Source organism: Mesorhizobium japonicum MAFF 303099 (genome assembly GCF_000009625.1).
In the GTDB taxonomy this organism is placed as follows: domain Bacteria; phylum Pseudomonadota; class Alphaproteobacteria; order Rhizobiales; family Rhizobiaceae; genus Mesorhizobium; species Mesorhizobium japonicum.
Genome location: NC_002682.1, coordinates 138,080 through 157,386, shown reverse-complemented (window position 1 = coordinate 157,386; position 19,307 = coordinate 138,080). Strand labels below are relative to the sequence as shown.

Sequence of the window (19,307 nt, the reverse complement as noted above, 5' to 3'; positions counted from 1 at the left end):
CCTTCCTCAGGACCGATCAGAACTTCGCATCATTCGCGTCAGGACCACGCCCGCCAGGATGCCGACCCCGAAAAAGGCGGCAGGCTGACGCTGCGCGAATTTCGTGACGGAATCGAGCAACTCGCCAACGTTGCGGTCCCTGATATCGGTAGAGATCCGCTCGACGCCTTCGGCAGCACTGCGCACCATGCTTGCGACCTGCGGCGATTGCTTTTCGATGCCGTCCGCCGCGTCCTTCACGGAATGGGCGATGTTGGCAATAGCGTCGGCGCCCGCCGTCTTGTTGGACTCGACTGCGTCCTTGAAGGCGCCCGCGGCTTCAGCGGCGACAGACCCGGCATAATCCTTGGCGTCGCTCGACACCGAGGCGGCGGCGGTCTTCAGATGCGACGCGGTCTCCGCCGCACTTGTCTTGAGCTTGCCGAGAGCTTCTTTGCTCGTCTCGGCTCGTTCGCCGTCCGCGTTGCCCCGCCAGCCGTTCTCGTTGGCGGTACCTGGTCCCGTAAAGTCGTCTGTGGTTGGCGTGTCCATGATATTTAACTCCTGTTCCTAAGAATTGAACTTCGCCGCCATCAAGCGGTTCCTGCCCCCGACGAATAAAGCCTATCGAGCATTCGCCGCTGACCGGATCACCGCAGCCGCTGAACGCGATTACGGGCGCTCGTCCGCCGTTCTCGGCCAGTCGCATCATCCTCGCGCAGAGCGTTAGGCAGAACGTCGGAACGCGTCCGCGAACGCTAGGCCGTAGACTCATAAGCGCGGAGCCACAGGCGCATTGAGGCGAGCTGGATCATGGCGAAGAAGTTGGCGGCGAGCTTGTCGTAGCGGGTCGCGACGCGGCGGAAGTGCTTCAGCTTGGAGAAGAAGCGCTCAATAAGGTTGCGCTCGCGGTAGAGCCGCTTGCTGAAGCAGGGCTTCCAGCGCCGGTTGCTCTTCGGCGGGATGTTGGGCGTCGCGCCCTGCTCCTGGATCAGTTCGCGGATGCGATCGGCTGCATCAGGCCCCGTTCCCAACGTCTACTATCGAATTTTGCCAATTGGCCGGGAACATGATGGGTAACGCGACCACGAGCATCTGTTTGAGCGCGCCAAGCGCTGGGTGGTTGGCTTGACGCAGCACAAAAGCGTCACCGAAACCGATGGCGAGGCGTCCTTCGGCTTGTGGCTCGCCGACGCGCTTGGCGTGGAGACCGTGTTCTAAACGCATTGGCCCCAGGTCGAGACTACAACACGCCGCTTCAACGTTTGCACAAAGGCTGTGCCCTTGATGTCCCGCCAAGAGCCCTAGGAGGATGTCTGCGAAGCGTTCCTCGGGCTCATTCAATCAGGCATCATCGCCACTGCGGCCGCAGGGCAATCATCAGTTCGGGCATCGATGGGTCGGTTGCCTAGCCTGGAGAGCTGTGATCCCTCAACGATCATGCCTCCCACTCGCCGTGCCTATCTCCTGAGGCCAAAAAAACTCAGCACTGCGAGAACAACGACGACTAGCCCTACAAGGTAGATTATGCTGTGCATCGATCGGACTCCAAAATAATAGGCAGGTCACGCTATTTTGCCTGCCATCTGGTCATTGCGTCGAAATCAACATTTCGGACTGCCTAATGTTCCATAGGTGGGCCGTATTTTAGGGCGTCGCCCTCGGCCGGCTTTAGCGGGTTTGGCTACTTTATTCCGTTGAAATGGCCGGTAACACGACCGAGATCCTTGGAGGGCGCGGCAACGAACATCCGTTTACCTCCGAAATTGCGTCTAGGAATGCGCAACACTCGCATCGGACCTTGGCCATCGGCCGACACTCGGTCACCTCTCAACGCCCCCAGCGGGTCCCGCGGTAACGTCGTCAGGACATCCTTCTTTGAAATGCCGCCACCGTTCTCTCAGTTCGGCTCTTGATAGGCCGGTGCGTTGTCCAGAGAGTCGGGGCCTATTTGCGTAGCAAACCAGAACACCCTCCCAAGGCTTCCTTCAACGTGCGGAACCAAAGCGATCCGACGATGTTAAGCAGGCGAAGGGCCATGTTAAATCGTTGAGGATCTTAAATGAAAGTCGCCATTCTTAGTGCTTTGGCACTGTGCCTACTTGTGCCCTCGGTCGCCTCGGCCGACGCGATCGTAGTTCAGACCCATCGGCACCACCGACACCATCACTGGAACAATGATCGTGTCGTGGTCTATCGTGACGGACATCGCCTCCATCACCGCCACCATGGTGAAATTGCTTTCTTCGATCACGGTCGTCGCCACCATCGCTCCGACGCGGTTGTTATCCGAAGCCCGATGGACCGATCGCACCATCGTCACCGCCACGTTGTTATTCAGCAGGAGAATGGCGGTTACTGACCGCAGCCTTTTGGCCCGGCTCTCGCTTGGAGAGCCGGGCATGAACGCGTTGCGATGCAGCCATCGGCGAAAGCTAAACCGAATTCACAGCAATGAGGTAAGGTACGGTTGTTGGCGGTTGGTCGCAGCTTGAGCACGCCAGCCGAGCCGGGCTTTGTGTTGCAATCGGCGAGAGGGCGGAAAAGACCAGCGGTAGATTTTTTTTCCAACGCCCGGGCAAGCTTCGGTTCGACTATGCAGGCCAATCCGGGGTCAGCTTGATTGCAGATGGAAAATCCGTCGTAATCTATAACAAAAAGCTCAAGACGTCGCACCTTTATGCCCTCTCGAAGACGCCGCTTAAACTCCTCCTGGACGACAAGGTCGAATTTTCTGGCAACCGCGTCAAAGGCATCAGAGACGATGGTGACCAGGTTATCATTAAGCTGGCCGACAGGTCGGCTTTCGGAAACTCGAACATCACGGTGGTCTTCGACAAGAAATCGCTCCATCTACGCAGATGGAGCCTCACCGACGAAAGAGGGCAGAGGACGACAGTGACTATCTCTAATGTGAAGGAGGGCGTTCGCGCTCCTCCAGGCACCTTCACCATCGACTATGCAGCAAACCGCGAATTCAACACCACAACGAAATAACGGCCTGCCGACAAGCTGCTGAAGTGACTTGACGAACTGGCAAGAGGCCGGCGCGTTCCGTAGCAAACGCGGAAACCCTCCGAGGCAGGGGCCCTGGGTGATTGTTCATGCTCATAGCGTTCCTAGTCTCCGACACTCCTGCCTACCGGCTTCGTCGACATGCGTTTTCATCAACAAATGCTAAGGGCGGCGTGGACCCAGCACGATAGCGGTTATCGTCGCACTCACGGAGGCCACGGCGACTACAGCCAAAACCCCGCCCGACTTGCCCTTTTTATCATCGAGAGCCATTCGCTCGCTGCGAGCCGGGATCGCCGTGTCTGCCGGCAACGGCTGGGGAACTAGCCTGGCCAGATCGGATCTGCTTCCATGTCGGATGGAAAAGGCGCGGGTGAATTCTGCTCCGAGCAGGAAAATTTCCGACGAATAGTAGACCCACAGCAGGATAACGAGCAGTCCTCCCGCAGCCCCGTATGATGATGCAACGGCGCTTGTGCCAAGGTACCAACCAATTAGTGATTTTCCGATCGTGAACAGGGCAGCGGTCACCAAAGCGCCAATTGCGACATCGCGCCATTTCAAGGTCCGGTCGGGCAACACTTTATAGATCGCGGCGAACATCGCAGAAATCAGAACAAAGGAAACAAAGGTATTGATGACACTCAAAACGATTGTGCCGAAAGGCAATCGAGCGCTGATGAAGTCGCCGAGTGTCGAGATTGCGGCGCTCGCCACCAAAGATACGAGCAGCATGAAACCGAGTGCAGCCACAAGACCCAGACTTACTGCGCGGGCCCGAACAAGGCGCGAAATCGAACCGCCGTTCGGCTCAACCTTCCATATCTTGTTGAGCGACTGCTGCATTTCGCCAAAGACACCCGAGGCGGTTATGAACAAAGTGACCGTGCCTAGGATCGCCGCCACGGTTCCCGACGATTTCGCAGACGCCCCTTTCAGGATGTCTTCGAGGATCCCCGCGCTCCCCGCTCCCATAAGACCCGAAATCTGTGCCGATAGAGCCAACTGCGCAGCGTCATGACCGAAAGCCAAACCAGCGATCGCGACCACGATCAACAGGACCGGTGCAAGCGAAGTCGTGGCGTAGAAGGCCATCGCCGCGCCATGACTAAGGGCATCGTCGTCGACAAAACCAACCACGGCTTCGCGCGCAACGTTCCAAACATCCTTGAAAGCTAGGGGCATGTTGGTCCCTAAAAAACCGACAGAGCTCCATGTCCTCACTAGCAATGCGTCGACGCTTCGGATGTTCCGCTTGGCTTGGGTAGATCCGAGGGTGCCGAAAGGCGGCGGGAATCGAGGTCCGCATTCGGGCATCCCGCCGAGATACCCATATGGACCCGTCAAAAACCATCGTTAGCCAGATCTAAACTAGAGAGAGGTGGATCCAAAGCGGGAACCGCGCATTTAATATCCGGCTCACTTTTCGGGCTGCTGGAGGACGACTCATGAAAAGGACATTGCTCGTATTAAGCCTTCTCATTCCACTTGTTGCATGTTCCCGCACTGAACAGGGTGCTGGGAACGATTTTGCGCAAGCACGCTGATAGTTCCACCCGACGGCATGGCATCGCGTGCGTTGACAACAAGGTTCATCAGCGCACGTTCGAGCTGCCCGGCATCGGAGGGCGAACTGAGCCCCGTCGCCGAGCCTCATCGGCTCCTTCGCCGCCCGAATAAACAAGGACCCGATCGAAGGAGTTGTCGGCGGGAAACGGCTTCAGTTCCGGAAGGCTTTTCGAAACCCCGGATCCGCTGGAGACATCACTAAGCACGACACCCCTTAGTTTACGGCCGTTCAGCTGGCCGCAAACCCATTTGGCAGGCAACTCATATCAGGGGCGCCACCTTGCTCCTGGCCGCAGCCGCAATGTTCGCTGGTGAAGGCAGTGTAACTAAACGTACCTCCGCGCGATCCCGCCATCCTTATCGACGACGGTTGCTGAGGCCTTTCTACTCGGCCCGGCGCCCCTTCGGTGCGAAGCGGCGCCGGATGTAAAGCATCAACTTGGAGGCGTGTCAGCCTTCCACGCCAGGCTCGGCGTCAGCCGCCCATCTTCTTTGCCATGGCGCAGAAATCTGCGTGCGACTTGTTCAGCGTGGTATCGCCGCAATCTTTCAACACCGCTTTCTGTTCATCGGGTTTCATCGCCGTCCATGCGGCCTTGAAATCCTTTTCCGTCTTCAAAGTTTTCATGCCGGCATCGGTGAAGAACGGCGACATCTTGGCCGGATCGTCAAGTGCAGAGGTGTTGCCAGCGGCAAGGGCTGAACCCGCCATCATTGCAAGCGCCGTAGCGCCCAGAGTGAGCATCTTGATGTTCATTTCTCTATCCTCCATCGTCAGGTCACTGGACGTGACCTCCGGAAAAAAAACGTCGCTCGCGGAACTCGGTTCCGAGCGCCTATCGGTTTCTGCCTGTTCGGCACCGTGTGCGCCACTCCGGGTTTTTCAAGACGTTTGCCGACTTGGGTCGGTCATTCTCAGCCGCAATGTTAACCCAGTGCCTTCTCGGCCAAGGCCGCGGACCGACGACTAGATCTTCGGCAGGCGATGGAGGACAGCGCTCTTCCGCAGGGATCAACTTTTAGAGACGTCTAATGTCCGACGCACATTTGATATTGAAGACCGTTTCCGCCAAACGATACAAAATTGACGTTTCACCATTGCTTTCCATGGAGCTTGCGATGGATAGCTTGACGCCTGGCAGCAAGGTCAATCCTTGTGTTGAAGTGCTCGAAGCCTGCGGTGAGTGGTTCGTCCGTGTGGTTGATGGCGACGAAGAGCTAACTCGAACTTTCGTACTTGAGTCGTTCGCCCTGGCCTATGCCGAAGGCCAACGACGACGCCTCGGACTTGCCGATTTCGATCGGCGTTAAGCGGCTCGAAATGCTCGCTCCGGGGCTACGAAGATCTCGAGAAACTTCTCCAGACCCGAGGACGCGGAGACATCGCTGGTGATTACGGGTATCGCGAAACCGGTCCTGGCGCTTGATGATGCAACGACGCACAGCGCAGCCGCACCGGTAGACGCTGTCCGCCGGCCGCTGGGGCGCCACTGTAGACCTCCGCGCCAGTTCGGCACGTGCGCGCATGCTCTTTGATGAAAGCAATATCGAGCATACGCGGGGGTCGCTCCAAGTCCCATCGCGAATCCCCGTCGATCAGCAATGCGAAATGCTGAGCGAGATCGGCGAAATCGCAGTGGACGGCAGCGGCCGACCGTGCCTTCATGTCGATGCCGTGCCTGGTCTCGGCGTTGGATCGACGCGCGGTGGCTATCTGCTGATAGGGTCAGTGCAGCCGAACGCTGGAGGGCTGGACCACCTATCCAACTTCGGCGCAGCAAGCGTCCCGAAATCGCGTTGATCGACCTCGGAGCTTAGCGGTAGTGCTCGTCAATTCCAGGCAGAGAGAACTGCCTCCATCCCCGCCGTCTCGACCTGTTGGGCGAAACGCTGGTGATAGACGGTCATCAGCGCGTCATGGGTGGCGTCGGAAGAGCTGCAAAGCGCATCGGTGACCAGAACGACCATACCCGATATCGATCGCGCCAAGAACGGTCGCGAGAACGCAGACATCGGTTTCGCCCCCGTGGTCACCAACGTATCGATCCGACGTCCAGCGAGTTCGGATTGCAACCTTCCCTCCGGCCACGGCGAATAAATATGCTTGTCGATTATCTTCGCCAGCGGAGTGAATGCAGGCAGTGGCGGCAGCAGTTCCACCATCTCCGGGCCGACGGCCTCCATCGTCATCGATGCCCAGCGCTCGTGATAGCGCTTCCAGGTCCCGGTGCCCTGCCCGACCCTTGCAGCCGGAATAAAGCGGGTGAAGATCGTTTGCTCGGCTTTCCTTTCGACAAGGCTCGCAATTCTTGGAAGGACTCGGGTGATCCAGGGCGTCGCCGGTTCGGATGGCTCGGCGAACAGCTTTTGCATATCGACGCAAAGACCTCACGAGCGCCAAGCAGGACAACATCTGTTTCGGCGAGCCGCAGCGGTTCTTGAGATTCAATGGTTGATCCCCGCAATGTGGGACAAACGCCTTGCCCGGCTACGCGTTCCTTTGGAAACCAGTTCCGGCGCCGCGCGTTCAAATTGGATGGACACAACAGGGAATTCCACCCGTGCCATTGCTATCGAGCGCACAGGCCCATGCCTCCGCGGAAAAATCCGTTATCGGGGGACAGGCGATCCACGCGCGCGTTACCGCCGTTGCGACATGTGCCGGCGTGCGACCGGCAGCGCCTTTGGCTGCCTTCTGGCGAAGTTTCATGGCAAAGCCAGGAACGGCGGCTCAGCTGGGTTTGCTGCGGCGTGGACCGTCCCCTATCGCGATATGGAAGAGCGATGGTAGCGGTATACGACGTCGAGTTTCCCTTGCCGTTGAACACGCAGCCGATGGAAGCGCGCGCCGCAGGGGTATTGCCGCGGGACGATGGTCCCTGGCAGTACGAACCGAAATGGGATGGCTTCCGTTGCCTCGCCTTCAAGGCCGGCAAGGCCGTCGACCTCAGGGCAAAATCCGGCAAACCGCTTGGTCGTTATTTTCCCGAACTGATGGCGGCCTTGAGTGCGCTTGCGGCAACGGAATTCGTCATCGACGGTGAAATCATAATCGAGATCGAGGGCCGTGCCTCTTTCGACGCGCTGCAGATGCGGCTTCATCCAGCAGAGAGCCGCATCCGCAAGCTCAGTCGGGAAACTCCCGCACGCCTGGTCGTTTTCGATATGCTCGTGGCTCCGGAAGGTCGGCCGCGGATGGAACTGCCATTGCGTGATCGGCGCGCAGAAGCTGAAGACTTGGTTGCCAAGGCAAAGACCAAGACCTTGCGGCTTTCGCCGGCCACCACCAGCCTGGCGACAGCCGACAACTGGTTGAAGGGCGCCGGTAGTGGTTCCATCGACGGCGTCGTGGCCAAGTTGCTCAACGGTCCCTACAGGCCGGGCGAACGCGCGATGGTGAAGGTAAAGCGCCTGCGCACCGCCGACTGCGTGGTGGGTGGGTTCCGCTATCTGAACGGCAAACGACAGGTTGGATCGCTGCTGCTCGGCCTCTACAATGGCGATGGTCTGCTCGACCATGTAGGGTTCACATCCACCATCGCCAATGACGAGCGCGCGGTGCTGACGGAAAAGCTCGAAAACCTGCGCGGCGGATCCGGCTTCACCGGCAAGGCGCCGGGCGGCCCGAGCCGTTGGAGCACCGAGCGTAGCGGCGAATGGGAACCCGTCAGACCGGAATTGGTTGTCGAAGTTCGCTTCGACCATGTTACCGGCGACCGCTTCCGGCATGGAACAAAGCTCGTGCGCTGGCGTCCGGATAAGGCGCCGCTCCAATGTACGTTCGAGCAGTTAGAATAGTCTGAGACCTTCTCGATCAATCGCGGTAATCATGTTCTGAATGGGAACCGATGCGTGTCCCTATCCTTCGCATCGGCGATCGGCGCCGCTTCAGAAGACCGCATCTGGGTTCCTTGCGAGATGTTACGCGCCGCTTGAATGCGACAATACGTTATGACGCTGGGGCCGCCGAAGTCACACGCCACACAGTGTTTTCTACGTCATCCGCAATCAGGAGCAGGCCTAAGGCATCCAATGTTGAATTGAGGCGTTGAGCCTGACGTCAGCAGGGCATCTATCGGATGGCAAGAACTGGCGCAATTCGGAGACTTACCAATGGATATTCCTAGAGGCGCCACTGTCGCGGTCGTTGACGGCGAGAAGCTCAACCTATTTCGCAACTCCGGGGACAAAGCCAATCCAAAGCTGACAGCTTCGGCGGCCGAAGACGTGACAAATGACAACAAGGGCTCAGGCGCGCGACATCAAAGCAGTTCCTCGAACCCGGACAGCAGTCAGATCGAGGAAGACAGTTTTGCGGCCGGTACCGCTGATCTGCTCAATCGACAGGTCCTCGGCGGTCGGATCGCCAACCTGATCGTCATCGCTGCCCCGCGAACGCTTGGGGAACTTCGCAAGCATTACCACCAGAAACTTTCGGCCGTGCTCGTAGGCGAGATCCCCAAGGATCTTACGGGGCATTCAGCGCATGAGATACAAAAGGTGGTTGCCGCCGCTTAGCTGGCCGGGAGCCTCTGGCCTTGTGCATGCGGCCGACATGCCCCGGGACCCGTTGAATAATTCGAGATGGCGCGGGTGTGGCTCGTCATACCCGCGCCCAAGGCAAGCTAACGGGGTGCCGCGGAGCGACGATATTGCCGTCAAGTCCATGGAGCCGTTCCACCATTCCGCGTGGACCGGGCGCGGCGGGCGCAAGCGTTCAGCGCGACGGTTGGCATGGACGAGCAAATCGCCGTGAGTGAACCTCATGGAGTTGGCCTCGCACGGTCGGGCGTCTTTGGGCCGACCAAGCCATTCAAACCGCAGCATAGAACAACGTCAGTTCGCGGCCGAACGTTTGAAAACGATGGTGACCCTCGTCCCTTCGCTGGCGTTGGATTTGACTTCGAAGTGCGCTTTGGCGTTCTCGGTCAAGGAGCGCGCGATGAGAGCGCCGAGCTTGCCGGGCTTCGGCCATATCTCGCCCTGCGGCAAGCCAATTCCGTCATCGGCAATAGTGATGCGGCATCCGTCGCCATCGACCACGCTGTGAAGCGTTATCGTGCCGCCTTCTCGTCCCTTGAAGGCGTGTTTGAGCGCATTGGTCAGCAATTCATTCACAACCAGCCCAGTCGGCATCGCAACATTGATCGAGACGGGATAGGTATCCACCTTCATGTCCAGGCGTATGCCTTCGACGGCATGTGAAGCCATTACCGCGGATGCTATCTGGCTGAGGTAGATGCCGAGATCGATCTCATCGCTCTGCTCGTCATTCGACAGTGCCTGGTAGAGTATCGCAAGAGCGTCGACGCGCCCGGCCAACCTCTCGAACCGTTTCTGATCGGGCTCCGCTGCGTTGCGGGTCTCCAGCCGGATGAGTGCGGTGATCATCTGGAGATTGTTTTTTACCCTGTGCTGCAGTTCCCGAAGCAAGGTGTCCTTCTCCCGAACACGCTCCTCAACCGAGGGCGCTTCTTCACCGTGAATGGATACGTCCACCAAGGCAACCAGCCGGAAACAAGTCTTGCCGTCGTCGTCCACTATCAAATTTGAGTAGGCGTCAACGACTGCCGGTCCGTCGGCGCCGCGCTCCAGGCGGAAAGTACCTACGAAATCAGTTTCATTGACAACGCGCTCGGCCAGCGCCTTGTCCTTCTGCTCACGGATTCCGGTCCCGGCAAGCGCTGTCCAGTTTTTCCGTGCGAGACTGGCAGCCTTCAGGCCAGAGAGTTTTTCGAATTCCGGATTGGCATAGACTACGCGCTCCGTTTCGGTGAGGTCTGAAACGGCGATCGCAATAGGCACCTGGTCGAGGAATTTCTTGAACTGTTCGCTCTCCAGCGCGGTCGCAAGTTCGGGCGTGTCGAGCAACTGTTCGACCACCTCGGGCTTCCCTGAATCCGATGTCATACCCCTATCAGTATCAGCGATAGGGGAGATAGGCCACCGCCGAAGCGGGGCCACCTTCAGAGGTCAATATGCCGGGACCAGCCTCGTGTCGCGTAGCGGCAAGGCCATTGTAAACCGCAGACCGTCAGGGCGATAGTTCAACTCGACCTTGGCTTGGCACTGCACAGTTACGACTTTCTCCAGCAGTGTCGTACCGAAGCCGTGCCGCCTTGGTGGCTCGACCTTCGGCCCGCCCATTTCAAGCCACTCCAGATTGAGGATTCGCACGTCTCCCGAATTGCTCAGCGACCATCTGACTTCGAGACGACCGTGAGGGCGGGACAACGCACCATATTTCGATGAGTTGGACGCAAGTTCATGAAAGGCCATCCCGATCGGGATCGCGATATCGGCGACAAGTGCTACGTTTGGCCCTTCGAGCACAACACGCGACCTGTCGCTCGTATCGTAGTGGCGCAGTTCCGACTCCAGCAGCTTGTGCAAGGAAGCCATCTGCCAATAGTCATCGGTGAGCATCGAGTGCGTGTCGGCGAGAGAGACGATCCTAGCGGAGAAATCGCGCACGAAATCATCGACGCTGCCACTCGATTTGGCGGTCGCCCCCATCATCGCCCGGACATTTGCCAGTGTGTTCTTGACGCGATGATGCAGCTCCCTGATCAGCAGTTTCTGCCGGTCGGCGACCTCTTGCTTCTGTTCAATATAGGACTTGACCTCAAGCTGACGGGTGCGGGCTCGCAGAGCCGAACGTACCGAATTTGCCAGGCTCGACGCCAGGAAAGGCCTCTCGAGAACGATCAGATAGCGGTCCAGAAAGGCCAGGCGCTTGTCGATCTCCGTCCCCCGCATCGTCAGCAGCACGATCGGAAAATCCGACCACGCCGGTTGGTGATTGAGCCAGGATGCGAACCGATTTCGATCAGAACTGATCAAGGCTTCTTCGGTAACCAAAAAGCACTGGGCTTGGTCCAACAGTGGTACTGCTTCGTCGAGGGTGGCGCAGATGTGGGACGTGATGTCGTTCTGCGCGAGAATTGCCGACGCGACCTTCGCGTCGCGCCCGACCGGTGCCAACACGAGCACACCAGGGTCCGAAGGCATCACGACGCCTTGTCTTGCAGCAGGTTGCCTTGCTTACCCTCGTAGGTGGGCACGCCAGTCAGGATCCCTCGAAATTCCTCTAGTGGTTCACCAACGGCCAGGCCGGTGGCGCTTATCTTGAATTCGCGAATGGTGTCCTCATGTGGTCCGACGCGTTTTTTGACCACGGAAATAGCTCGTCTCAGACGGCCGCCGCTTTCGAAGAAGCGCAGGAGCATTACGGAATCGCAGAGATAGGTCATGTCGACGGGGGCTGACATTTGCCCGATCAGCCCATGATTGGCCAACAGCAGGATCGTCACAACGCCCTTTTGATTAAGGTATGTCAGGATCTCGTGCATCTGCAGCACAAGATGCTGCTCCTCCGACATGGCATTGAGATATCCGGTCAGGCTGTCGATGACGACGATCCTTGCCCTTGAGCGCTCCACAGCCGACTGGATGCGCGACGACAATTCACCAGGCGACAATTCCGCCGGGTCGATCTGTTCCAGCAGCAAACTGCCGTTGTCGGCGAATGGCCCCAGGTCCATGCCGAGGCCTGACGCGCGCGCCAGGAAAATCCGCCTGGTTTCATCGAACAAAAGCACCAGCACATGCTCGCCGCGATTGAGAGCGGCATGACAATAGCTGCACGCGATGGTCGATTTGCCGACGCCAGAAGGCCCCATCAGGAGAGTGCTGGTTCCGCGGTCCAGCCCGCCACCGACGAGCGTGTCGACAGAACCGTTTCCGGTAGCCGGTGTTCCATGCTCGGCCATCTCGTGTTCGGAGGCAACCAAGCGTGGAAAGACCATCACGCCGCCAGGTCGAATGACGAAGTCGTGGAACCCGCCTCGAATTTGAACGCCGCGCATTTTGATGATGCGCAGGCGCCGCCGCTCTCCGCCATAGATCGGCGAAAGCTGTTCCATCCGGATGACGCCATGACTGATGGAATGCAGGTTGAGATCGTCATGTTCAGCCGTGAGATCGTCAAGCAGAAGCACCGTCGCATTGTTGAGCAGGAAAAAGCTTTTCAAAGCCAGAACCTGCCGCCGATAGCGTAACGAGCCCTGCGACAAGAGGCGAATTTCCGACAGGGAATCGAAGACCACGCGATCTGGCTTCATGCGCTCGATTTCGGCGAGCGCTGACTGGACGGTTTCACCAAGCTCGAGATCGGACGAATGAACCAGAGTTTGTAACTGCGACGGATCGAGGCTCAGCTCCGGCGGGACGAGCTCGAGGATTTCGATACCGTCAAGAGAAAATCCATGCCGTTCCGCGACCGAGTGCAGTTCACGCTTGCTTTCGGACAGCGTTATATAAAGGCATTTCTCGCCAGCCGCCGCGCCTTTGATCAGAAACTGCAGACCAAGTGTGGTCTTACCTGAACCTGGCCTGCCCTCTACAAGATGTGAACGGAATTTTGCGTATCCGCCTCGCAGGACATAGTCGAGGCCTTCCACGCCAGATGATATTGGTGAAGCGTCGTCTTGATCCACGTTGCCGTGCTCGCTCTTCGTGAACTCCTTAACGGATACCATTTTCGATGGTTCCCTCTTCGGCAAGAGAGGCAATTTGGGTCAGTCGCAAGAAAGGGAATGACGGCGTTAGGTTGTCGGGGCTGTCGCACCGTGTCGTTGCAGATTTCTAACGTCTCAGCGCGGTGATGGCTGGCGGAACCTCGTTCTCGCGAGCCCGTTATGCCTCTAGCGTGAGGTCAGGCGCTTGAAAGAACCATTCCCAGATATCGAGCGCGTGCGTCTCGGCGACTGCCCTCCCTTGCCATCCCGGATCAGTGGTGCTTCCGCACAAGGTAAGTACAGGCTTATCGCGGGGGTGCTTGTCGCATGCCTCGTTCTCGGCTTCGGGGTGCTCGCCGAGGAAGTCCTGGAAGGCGATACAACCAAATTTGATATGGCCATTATGTCGACCCTTCGCGCAGCCGATCCGGCCTACCCGATCGGTCCACCATGGCTTCAGGAAGCGGCCAGGGATGTGACCTCGTTCGGCAGCATGGTGTTTCTTGGCTTCGTGCTGCTGGCAGCGGTTGTTTATCTGCTTCTGGTCCACAAGCGGGCACTGGCCATTTGGATGGCGGTGGCGGTGGCCGGCGGCGAACTGCTTGGCACGATCCTCAAGCTGAGCTTCAACCGGCCCAGGCCGGAAATTCCTCATGTCACGCGAGTATTCACGGCAAGCTTCCCGAGTGGACATGCAATGCTCTCGGCGATCACGTTCCTGACCGTAGGCGCTCTCCTTTCACATGCAAGTCAGGATCTGCGCCTCAAAGTGTATTTCATGTTGCTTGCCGTGTTTCTGACGGTGGCCGTTGGCATAAGCCGGGTCTATCTGGCGGTCCACTATCCTACGGATGTCTTGGCCGGATGGTGCGTTGGCTCTGGCTGGGCGGTCCTGTGCTGGATAGTCGCTTTATGGTTTCAGGAAAGGCCGAAGCGGGGGCCAAAGACTTGAAGGTTATGGCGCTCATCAACAAAAGGGCCGGCGCTGCGGCGCGCGAGGGCGACATAGAGAGAGCCGTGCGGGATGGGTTCGCCGAACGTGGCGTCGAGGCCGATGTGCGATTGGTAGAAGGGCGAGAGGTGGGAGAGCTCGCTCAGCGCTTTGTTGCCGAAAACAAGTCGAGCTCCGGCCATGGATCGATATTGGTGGTGGGCGGCGGCGACGGCACTCTCGGCAGCGCCGCCTCCGCGCTGGCGGGGACGGATGTGGTGCTCGGTGTTCTTCCGCTCGGCACGTTAAACCACTTTGCCAAGGATTTGGGTGTGCCGCTCGACCTGACGGCGGCGATCGATACAATCGCGACCGGCAAGCCTGTCGCGGTCGATGTCGCCGAGGTCAACGGCCGCGTCTTTCTCAACAACTCATCGATCGGCATCTATCCCTTCTTTGTAGCAAAGCGTTCAGCCGAGCAGCGGCGCCGCGGGTTAGGCAAGCTCGCGGCTATCGGACCCGCTCTGATGAGAACGTTGAGATTCGCCTCCTGGCAGGCTGTCCACGTCGCCGCCCAGGGTACCCGCGAAAGACTGCGGACGCCCTGCGTGTTTGTTGGCAACAATTTCTACGACATCGCCGATCTTGGCCGCCGCCGCAGCCTGTCGTCGAAAGAGCTGTGCGTTTATGTCGTCAAGCAGCAGTCCTGGTTTGGACTGGCATTGCTTCCGTTCAAGATCGCCTTCGGCATGGTCGACGCCACACGAGATCTGGAAATCTATCGCACCAATTCGCTCCAAATCACATCGCATAGACGCGCCATGCTGATCTCTCTGGACGGCGAAGCCGTCAGTATAAACACGCCCCTGAATTTTCAGATTCGGCCAGCGGCTCTGCAGGTCTTCGCACCTGCCAAAATACCGGAACCGGTGGTCGTAGCTGAAAGCGGAGAAATTCAGTGAAGACCCTCGTCCACCTTTCGGATTTGCACTTCGGAAAAACAGAAAGCCAGCTTGTGGACGCGATCGCGGCTGAGGTTCGTGCCGTCGACTCTGATTTGCTCGTCGTGTCGGGGGATCTAACGCAGCGCGCCCGGAAAGACGAATTCCTGCAGGCGCGCGCCTTCCTTGATTCCCTTCCTGGGCCCCGTATCGTGGTGCCCGGCAATCACGACGTGCCGCTCTGGAATGTCTTCGCGCGTGCCATGACGCCTCTGTCGCGTTACAGGCGCTACATCGAGGCGGACACGGACCCGTTCTACGCCGATAGCGAAGTCGCTGTTGTCGGGATCAACACGGCACGATCCCTGACAATCAAGGACGGCAGGATCAACGTCCGCCAGCTCAAGGCGGCGACGGAAAAATTCGCACATATGTCCGATGACATTACCCGGATAGTTGTCACGCATCATCCTTTCGAAGGGCGGGATCTGGAAAGCGACGACGGCATCGTTGGCCGCGCGGATCTGGCAATGCATGCCTTCTCGCGCAGCGGCGTCGACATCATATTGTCTGGCCACCAGCATCTTCACCGCGCCGGTTCGAGCGCAAGGCGCTACCTTATCGACGGCTATGCGGCACTGCTTATTCAAGCGGGCACGGCGGTTTCGTCGCGGCTTCGCCGAGCGGCAAATTCGTTTAACATCATTCGCATTGAGCACCCTAGGATCTCCGTCGAGTGTCGGGCCTGGCAGCCTTCACAGTCTGGGTTTGAAACATCAGCCAGTTATTCCTTTCGGCAAGGTCCTGGCGGGTGGAAACCTACGTGAATGGCGCGGTCGGGGAGAGGGCATCCCCCACCAAAACGGGCGCCCGCTTCAGCGGGTTCGCCGCTCTGAGAAGGCTCGCGCAACAATCCCCGCAGCCTTGCGAGGTGTCAGTTAGCAGCAATTGCATAAGCTTTGCTCGAGCCTGCGGGACTTCGACTGCGGCTGGTCCCACGCTCGCCTTGGCTGCGCCATCCCCATCGCTCGGCAAGGCAAGGCAGCAGTTCCAAAGTCCGCAGTACAAGCCACCGCTAAAGCTGGGATTCGATCGGGAGGTACCTGACCAGGGCGGACAGGATGCGGCGGAACAATGCTGCCTCGGGTTCGCGAGCATAGGTTTGCGGTCTGCCTTCATCGCTGCCATGCCAGCGCAGAACCCCGTTCTTGAGTTCAAGCCGGTAGCTTGCTTCCGGCGCAGTCTCGGATTTGAAGCGGTGCCGCAGTTCCATGACCAGTTTCTGGTCTTCAAAAAGCACTCCCATTTCCGAGTTCAACGATACGGACCGCGGATCGAAGTTGAATGATCCCACGAAACCGATCCTGTCGTCGACGCTGAACGCTTTGGTGTGGAGGCTGGCGCCCTTTGATCCAAATACAGAAATCTTGGGCTGCCTACTAAAGGGCTGAAGCTCGAAGAGCTGTACGCCCTTTCTCAACAAGCGCTTGCGATAGTTGGCGTAGGCTCCGTGGACGGCGGCGACATCGGTCGCGGCCAAGGAGTTGGTCAAAACAGCGACTTGCACTCCGTCGTCGACGAGGTCGCCGAGGATTTTTGAACCCTTCTTGCCGGGGATAAAATACGGGGACACGATTTCCACGCGCTTGCGCGCCGACTGAATGATTGGGAGCAACTCCTTCATCAGCCAACCGCGCGGTCTCCAGCCTCGGACCTTCTCCGGAGGGTCAGAGATCACGCGCACGCGGTCGACCCAATGTACGTCGCTGCTCGCTGCTATAAACTCGGCGGTGGAGCCCTTGTCGCCGATACCGCTCAAAAGCGTCGACTCGGTTTCGGCGTCGCTTCTCTCGAAATTAGGGGCATGCGAGCCCGGCGCGGCTGCGCCGAGTTCACCTATTGGCTTGGCGTCCTGGCATGCCCAGAAAGTCTGGAAGATTCGAGCAGTTTGTTGCACGGCGGGACCGAGGACCAGCACATCGAGGTCACGGAAATTCGTCTCCGCCGCGTCAAAATAGGCATCTCCGACATTACGCCCACCGACGATGGCGATGCTGTCGTCGGCAATCCACGCCTTGTTGTGCATCCGCCTTGTCAATGCAAAAAGCCGCAAGAGGACTTCCGCGCCGCGCATGATGCCGCGCGCTCTGATGCCGCTCGGATTGAACAATCTGAGTTCGATGTTTGGGTGGTTGTTCAGCGCCAAATAAGCGGCATCGCTCTTGCGCGGATTGACGTCGTCGAGCAGCATTCTGACGCGCACGCCCCGCTGGGCCGCCCGGACAACTTCCTGCAAAAGCAAGCGTCCCGTGTGGTCGTCGTGCCAGAGATAATACATGAGATCGAGCGTGCGAACCGCGCCCCTTGCCGCCAAAACACGCGCGGCGAACGCATCGTAATTGTCTGAAATCAGCAGCAGGCCGCTCTTACCTGCTTTGATTTTATCGGTCGATGTTTGCGTAATCGAGACGTCCATGGACTGACCAGTTTCGGAGGAGAACGAGGCGCCGTTTCATTAGGTCAAGAACCCGCGAGCGCTGATCTGGTTGCACGAGGGTCTTGAGCCTGCTGAGAGCTCACGAACAGCTCGCCTGTATGATGATCAGGTGGCTCGCCCATTTCGCTGCGCTGCTTCTTGTTCGAGCATCGCAATCTTTTCGCGGATCTCCTCCGGCTCGGCATGCTCCAGGCCGACAACGTCGTTTCTGGTCTCCCTCAGCGAAACGACGATCTCATCCAGCTTGGCGTGAATGGCGGCGGTATCGCGATAGCCCTGTATAAGAACAATGCCAGTGATCACAATGGCGGCCACCGAAAGGGCATAGGTGACTGCGTTGGTCATTCCGAACGGCACCAGCGCGGTGCACAACACCATCGCGACCATCATGACGTAGAAGCCCGGTGGCCGGGAAAGGAAGTCCGCCGCCACGAAAAGGATGCGGTTCATCTTGTGCGGCCCCACAATTGCGTTACCGGGCCCTGATGCTGCAAGCGGGGCCGTGAATACAACCGAGCCATCATATCCTGGCCAAGGCGCATACGGCTATCAGCGCGGTGATGCCGACGCAAATAGGTATAGCCAGGAGGAAACCGGCCTCTATGAAGCGAGTCTTTTTGTCGTTGAACATTCAATCGCCCGTCGCTGGCTAAATTCAAGTTGACGGGTTCGCTCGCCGGCAATGCAGCGAGCGAACCGTTATCAGCGCAGGAAGGGACATAGCTGCGCTGATTTTGAAATGTGGGTTGTCCAGGTCCGATCAAGGCATACACCCATCATGACCAGGGCTATCGCCAAAACGAAAACGGCCGATGGCAACCAGCGCGCTTGACCAATCACTCCTGCCCATGAATTCGCTCCTCCGGTTTCGTGGCCGACAACTTCCGCGACAGCTGACCGTTCCAAGTTGCGTGGCCGGCAAGACCATTGCGGGATTCGACCCGACTTTGGTCCAGCCGTCTCCCCTACTGAAGTCCACCCCAGGGAACGATTGCATCCACGCCAAGTTGGCCGTTGAGCTTCGACACCACCGATCGGAGCCAACCTCACGAGGAGCACAACGATGAAATTGCATGTCTCTGCTGCAGCCGCGGCATTTCTTCTGCTCGCAGGCGTCGGCATCGCGAGGGCCGAAGACATCATTATTCAGCCGGAGCAGGACACGGTTATCCGTGAATATGTGAAGAAGCAGCCGCTTGCGTCGGTGAAGGTTCCCGGAGTGGAACTCAACATCGGCACGGCGCTGCCCGACACGGTCGAACTTCGCGAAGTTCCCAACGTCAAATACCGCTATGTCGTGATTGACAACCGGACGGTCCTGGTCGATCCAAGCACCCACAAGATCGTCAAAGTCTACGACTGACCAACCTTGCCGGCCAAACCCCGTCGCCTCTCAAGGCGGCGGGTTTTTAACTGAAACGAACATCTCTCAAATCCGATGCCTTGGACGCGCGCGTTCCGCGCGTACTCATGGAGCGATAAGTTTGACCGCGAGGTTAAGTTCCGCGCTCTCCTCTAACGTCCCAATGGCTTGGACAGCGAAATCAGTTCATCCTCGTCTACAATGCCTGCCATGTAGTTGCCGATGATTCCGGAGGCTATTGCGTCACGCGCGTCAGATGATTGGTTTTCGAGCTTCAGCTGCTCGACCACCCGATCCAGCAGAGCCATTTCGGCTGAATGAAATATACTGGCCTCAGTCGCCAGGCCGCTGAGGCTCGTTAACTCTCGCAAGACGTGTTTGCGGCGTTCCAATTGGGCGGACGCCGGGAATGGTTTTGGTTACGGGTGTAGCGTTTGTGCTGGTGGTTGTGTTCGCCGTGCTGTGAGGCTACGCCGGCGCCGGGCCGCGTCGA

General features: G+C 58.5%; 20 protein-coding genes and 1 pseudogene. 8 read left to right on the top strand and 13 right to left on the bottom strand.

What is annotated here, in order from left to right:
• Positions 1-6: 6 nt before the first annotated feature.
• The 3 genes and pseudogenes from MAFF_RS00845 to MAFF_RS38905 form a co-directional block, all read right to left on the bottom strand.
• On the bottom strand, positions 7-531 hold the full coding sequence (locus MAFF_RS00845; RefSeq protein WP_010916097.1) for a hypothetical protein: 525 nt from the start codon (positions 529-531) through the stop codon (positions 7-9).
• Positions 532-737: 206 nt separating this feature from the next.
• Positions 738-992: pseudogene (locus MAFF_RS00840) on the bottom strand (transposase); the annotation flags it as partial.
• Positions 993-2,077: 1,085 nt separating this feature from the next.
• Positions 2,078-2,308: a hypothetical protein gene (locus MAFF_RS38905; RefSeq protein ID WP_157865856.1), complete on the bottom strand. Its 231-nt coding sequence runs from the start codon at positions 2,306-2,308 to the stop codon at positions 2,078-2,080.
• A gap of 197 nt (positions 2,309-2,505) precedes the next feature.
• On the opposite strand from MAFF_RS38905, the gene MAFF_RS00830 reads away from it, so the two are divergent.
• Entirely contained in the window at positions 2,506-2,976 is a 471-nt protein-coding gene (locus MAFF_RS00830) for an outer-membrane lipoprotein carrier protein LolA (protein WP_080511755.1), read from the top strand.
• 180 nt (positions 2,977-3,156) lie between these two features.
• On the opposite strand, the gene MAFF_RS00825 is transcribed toward MAFF_RS00830, so the two are convergent.
• The 3 genes from MAFF_RS00825 to MAFF_RS00820 form a co-directional block, all read right to left on the bottom strand.
• Positions 3,157-4,179, bottom strand: coding sequence for a YihY/virulence factor BrkB family protein (locus MAFF_RS00825; RefSeq protein WP_044547303.1), 1,023 nt, complete (start codon positions 4,177-4,179; stop codon positions 3,157-3,159).
• 294 nt (positions 4,180-4,473) lie between these two features.
• Positions 4,474-4,590, bottom strand: coding sequence for a hypothetical protein (locus tag MAFF_RS38900; RefSeq protein ID WP_157865854.1), 117 nt, complete (start codon positions 4,588-4,590; stop codon positions 4,474-4,476).
• A gap of 448 nt (positions 4,591-5,038) precedes the next feature.
• Entirely contained in the window at positions 5,039-5,320 is a 282-nt protein-coding gene (locus tag MAFF_RS00820; RefSeq protein ID WP_044547301.1) for a hypothetical protein, read from the bottom strand.
• A gap of 275 nt (positions 5,321-5,595) precedes the next feature.
• On the opposite strand from MAFF_RS00820, the gene MAFF_RS00815 reads away from it, so the two are divergent.
• A complete protein-coding gene (locus MAFF_RS00815; RefSeq protein ID WP_010916104.1) occupies positions 5,596-5,874 on the top strand; it encodes a hypothetical protein in 279 nt (92 codons plus the stop codon).
• A 519-nt stretch (positions 5,875-6,393) separates the two neighbouring features.
• Here MAFF_RS00815 and MAFF_RS00805 read toward each other — a convergent pair.
• Complete coding sequence (locus MAFF_RS00805) at positions 6,394-6,936, bottom strand: cysteine hydrolase family protein (RefSeq protein WP_010916105.1); 543 nt, start codon at positions 6,934-6,936, stop codon at positions 6,394-6,396.
• A gap of 411 nt (positions 6,937-7,347) precedes the next feature.
• Between MAFF_RS00805 and MAFF_RS00800 the strand changes: the two genes are divergently transcribed.
• Positions 7,348-8,361, top strand: coding sequence for an ATP-dependent DNA ligase (locus MAFF_RS00800; protein ID WP_010916106.1), 1,014 nt, complete (start codon positions 7,348-7,350; stop codon positions 8,359-8,361).
• 315 nt (positions 8,362-8,676) lie between these two features.
• Positions 8,677-9,081, top strand: coding sequence for a host attachment family protein (locus MAFF_RS00795; RefSeq protein ID WP_010916107.1), 405 nt, complete (start codon positions 8,677-8,679; stop codon positions 9,079-9,081).
• Positions 9,082-9,399: 318 nt separating this feature from the next.
• On the opposite strand, the gene MAFF_RS00790 is transcribed toward MAFF_RS00795, so the two are convergent.
• The 3 genes from MAFF_RS00790 to MAFF_RS00780 all read right to left on the bottom strand — a co-directional run bounded on the left by MAFF_RS00790 (position 9,400) and on the right by MAFF_RS00780 (position 13,103).
• Positions 9,400-10,473, bottom strand: a complete 1,074-nt coding sequence (locus tag MAFF_RS00790) for a histidine kinase dimerization/phosphoacceptor domain -containing protein (RefSeq protein WP_044547298.1) — start codon at positions 10,471-10,473, stop codon at positions 9,400-9,402.
• Between the two features lie 63 nt (positions 10,474-10,536).
• Positions 10,537-11,577 carry a sensor histidine kinase gene (locus MAFF_RS00785; protein WP_010916109.1) on the bottom strand — a complete coding sequence of 347 codons (1,041 nt, stop codon included), beginning with the start codon at positions 11,575-11,577 and terminating at the stop codon, positions 10,537-10,539.
• On the bottom strand, positions 11,574-13,103 hold the full coding sequence (locus tag MAFF_RS00780; RefSeq protein ID WP_010916110.1) for an ATPase domain-containing protein: 1,530 nt from the start codon (positions 13,101-13,103) through the stop codon (positions 11,574-11,576). The genes MAFF_RS00785 and MAFF_RS00780 overlap by 4 nt, the downstream gene beginning before the upstream one ends.
• A gap of 184 nt (positions 13,104-13,287) precedes the next feature.
• On the opposite strand from MAFF_RS00780, the gene MAFF_RS00775 reads away from it, so the two are divergent.
• From MAFF_RS00775 to MAFF_RS00765, 3 genes are read left to right on the top strand one after another with little or no spacing between them, the layout of a single operon-like run.
• Positions 13,288-14,034 carry a phosphatase PAP2 family protein gene (locus tag MAFF_RS00775; RefSeq protein WP_157865853.1) on the top strand — a complete coding sequence of 249 codons (747 nt, stop codon included), beginning with the start codon at positions 13,288-13,290 and terminating at the stop codon, positions 14,032-14,034.
• Positions 13,995-14,975, top strand: coding sequence for a diacylglycerol/lipid kinase family protein (locus MAFF_RS00770; protein ID WP_244420559.1), 981 nt, complete (start codon positions 13,995-13,997; stop codon positions 14,973-14,975). The genes MAFF_RS00775 and MAFF_RS00770 overlap by 40 nt, the downstream gene beginning before the upstream one ends.
• Positions 14,972-15,781 carry a metallophosphoesterase family protein gene (locus MAFF_RS00765; protein ID WP_010916113.1) on the top strand — a complete coding sequence of 270 codons (810 nt, stop codon included), beginning with the start codon at positions 14,972-14,974 and terminating at the stop codon, positions 15,779-15,781. Before MAFF_RS00770 ends, MAFF_RS00765 begins: the two co-directional genes overlap by 4 nt.
• Before the next feature lie 248 nt (positions 15,782-16,029).
• On the opposite strand, the gene MAFF_RS00760 is transcribed toward MAFF_RS00765, so the two are convergent.
• Positions 16,030-17,430, bottom strand: coding sequence for a phospholipase D family protein (locus tag MAFF_RS00760; RefSeq protein WP_010916114.1), 1,401 nt, complete (start codon positions 17,428-17,430; stop codon positions 16,030-16,032).
• A 126-nt stretch (positions 17,431-17,556) separates the two neighbouring features.
• Entirely contained in the window at positions 17,557-17,901 is a 345-nt protein-coding gene (locus tag MAFF_RS00755) for a low affinity iron permease family protein (RefSeq protein WP_044547292.1), read from the bottom strand.
• A 613-nt stretch (positions 17,902-18,514) separates the two neighbouring features.
• Between MAFF_RS00755 and MAFF_RS00750 the strand changes: the two genes are divergently transcribed.
• A complete protein-coding gene (locus MAFF_RS00750) occupies positions 18,515-18,814 on the top strand; it encodes a DUF1236 domain-containing protein (protein ID WP_010916116.1) in 300 nt (99 codons plus the stop codon).
• A gap of 152 nt (positions 18,815-18,966) precedes the next feature.
• Here MAFF_RS00750 and MAFF_RS00745 read toward each other — a convergent pair whose 3' ends face one another.
• Entirely contained in the window at positions 18,967-19,206 is a 240-nt protein-coding gene (locus tag MAFF_RS00745) for a hypothetical protein (RefSeq protein ID WP_044547289.1), read from the bottom strand.
• Between the last annotated feature and the right edge of the window lie 101 nt (positions 19,207-19,307).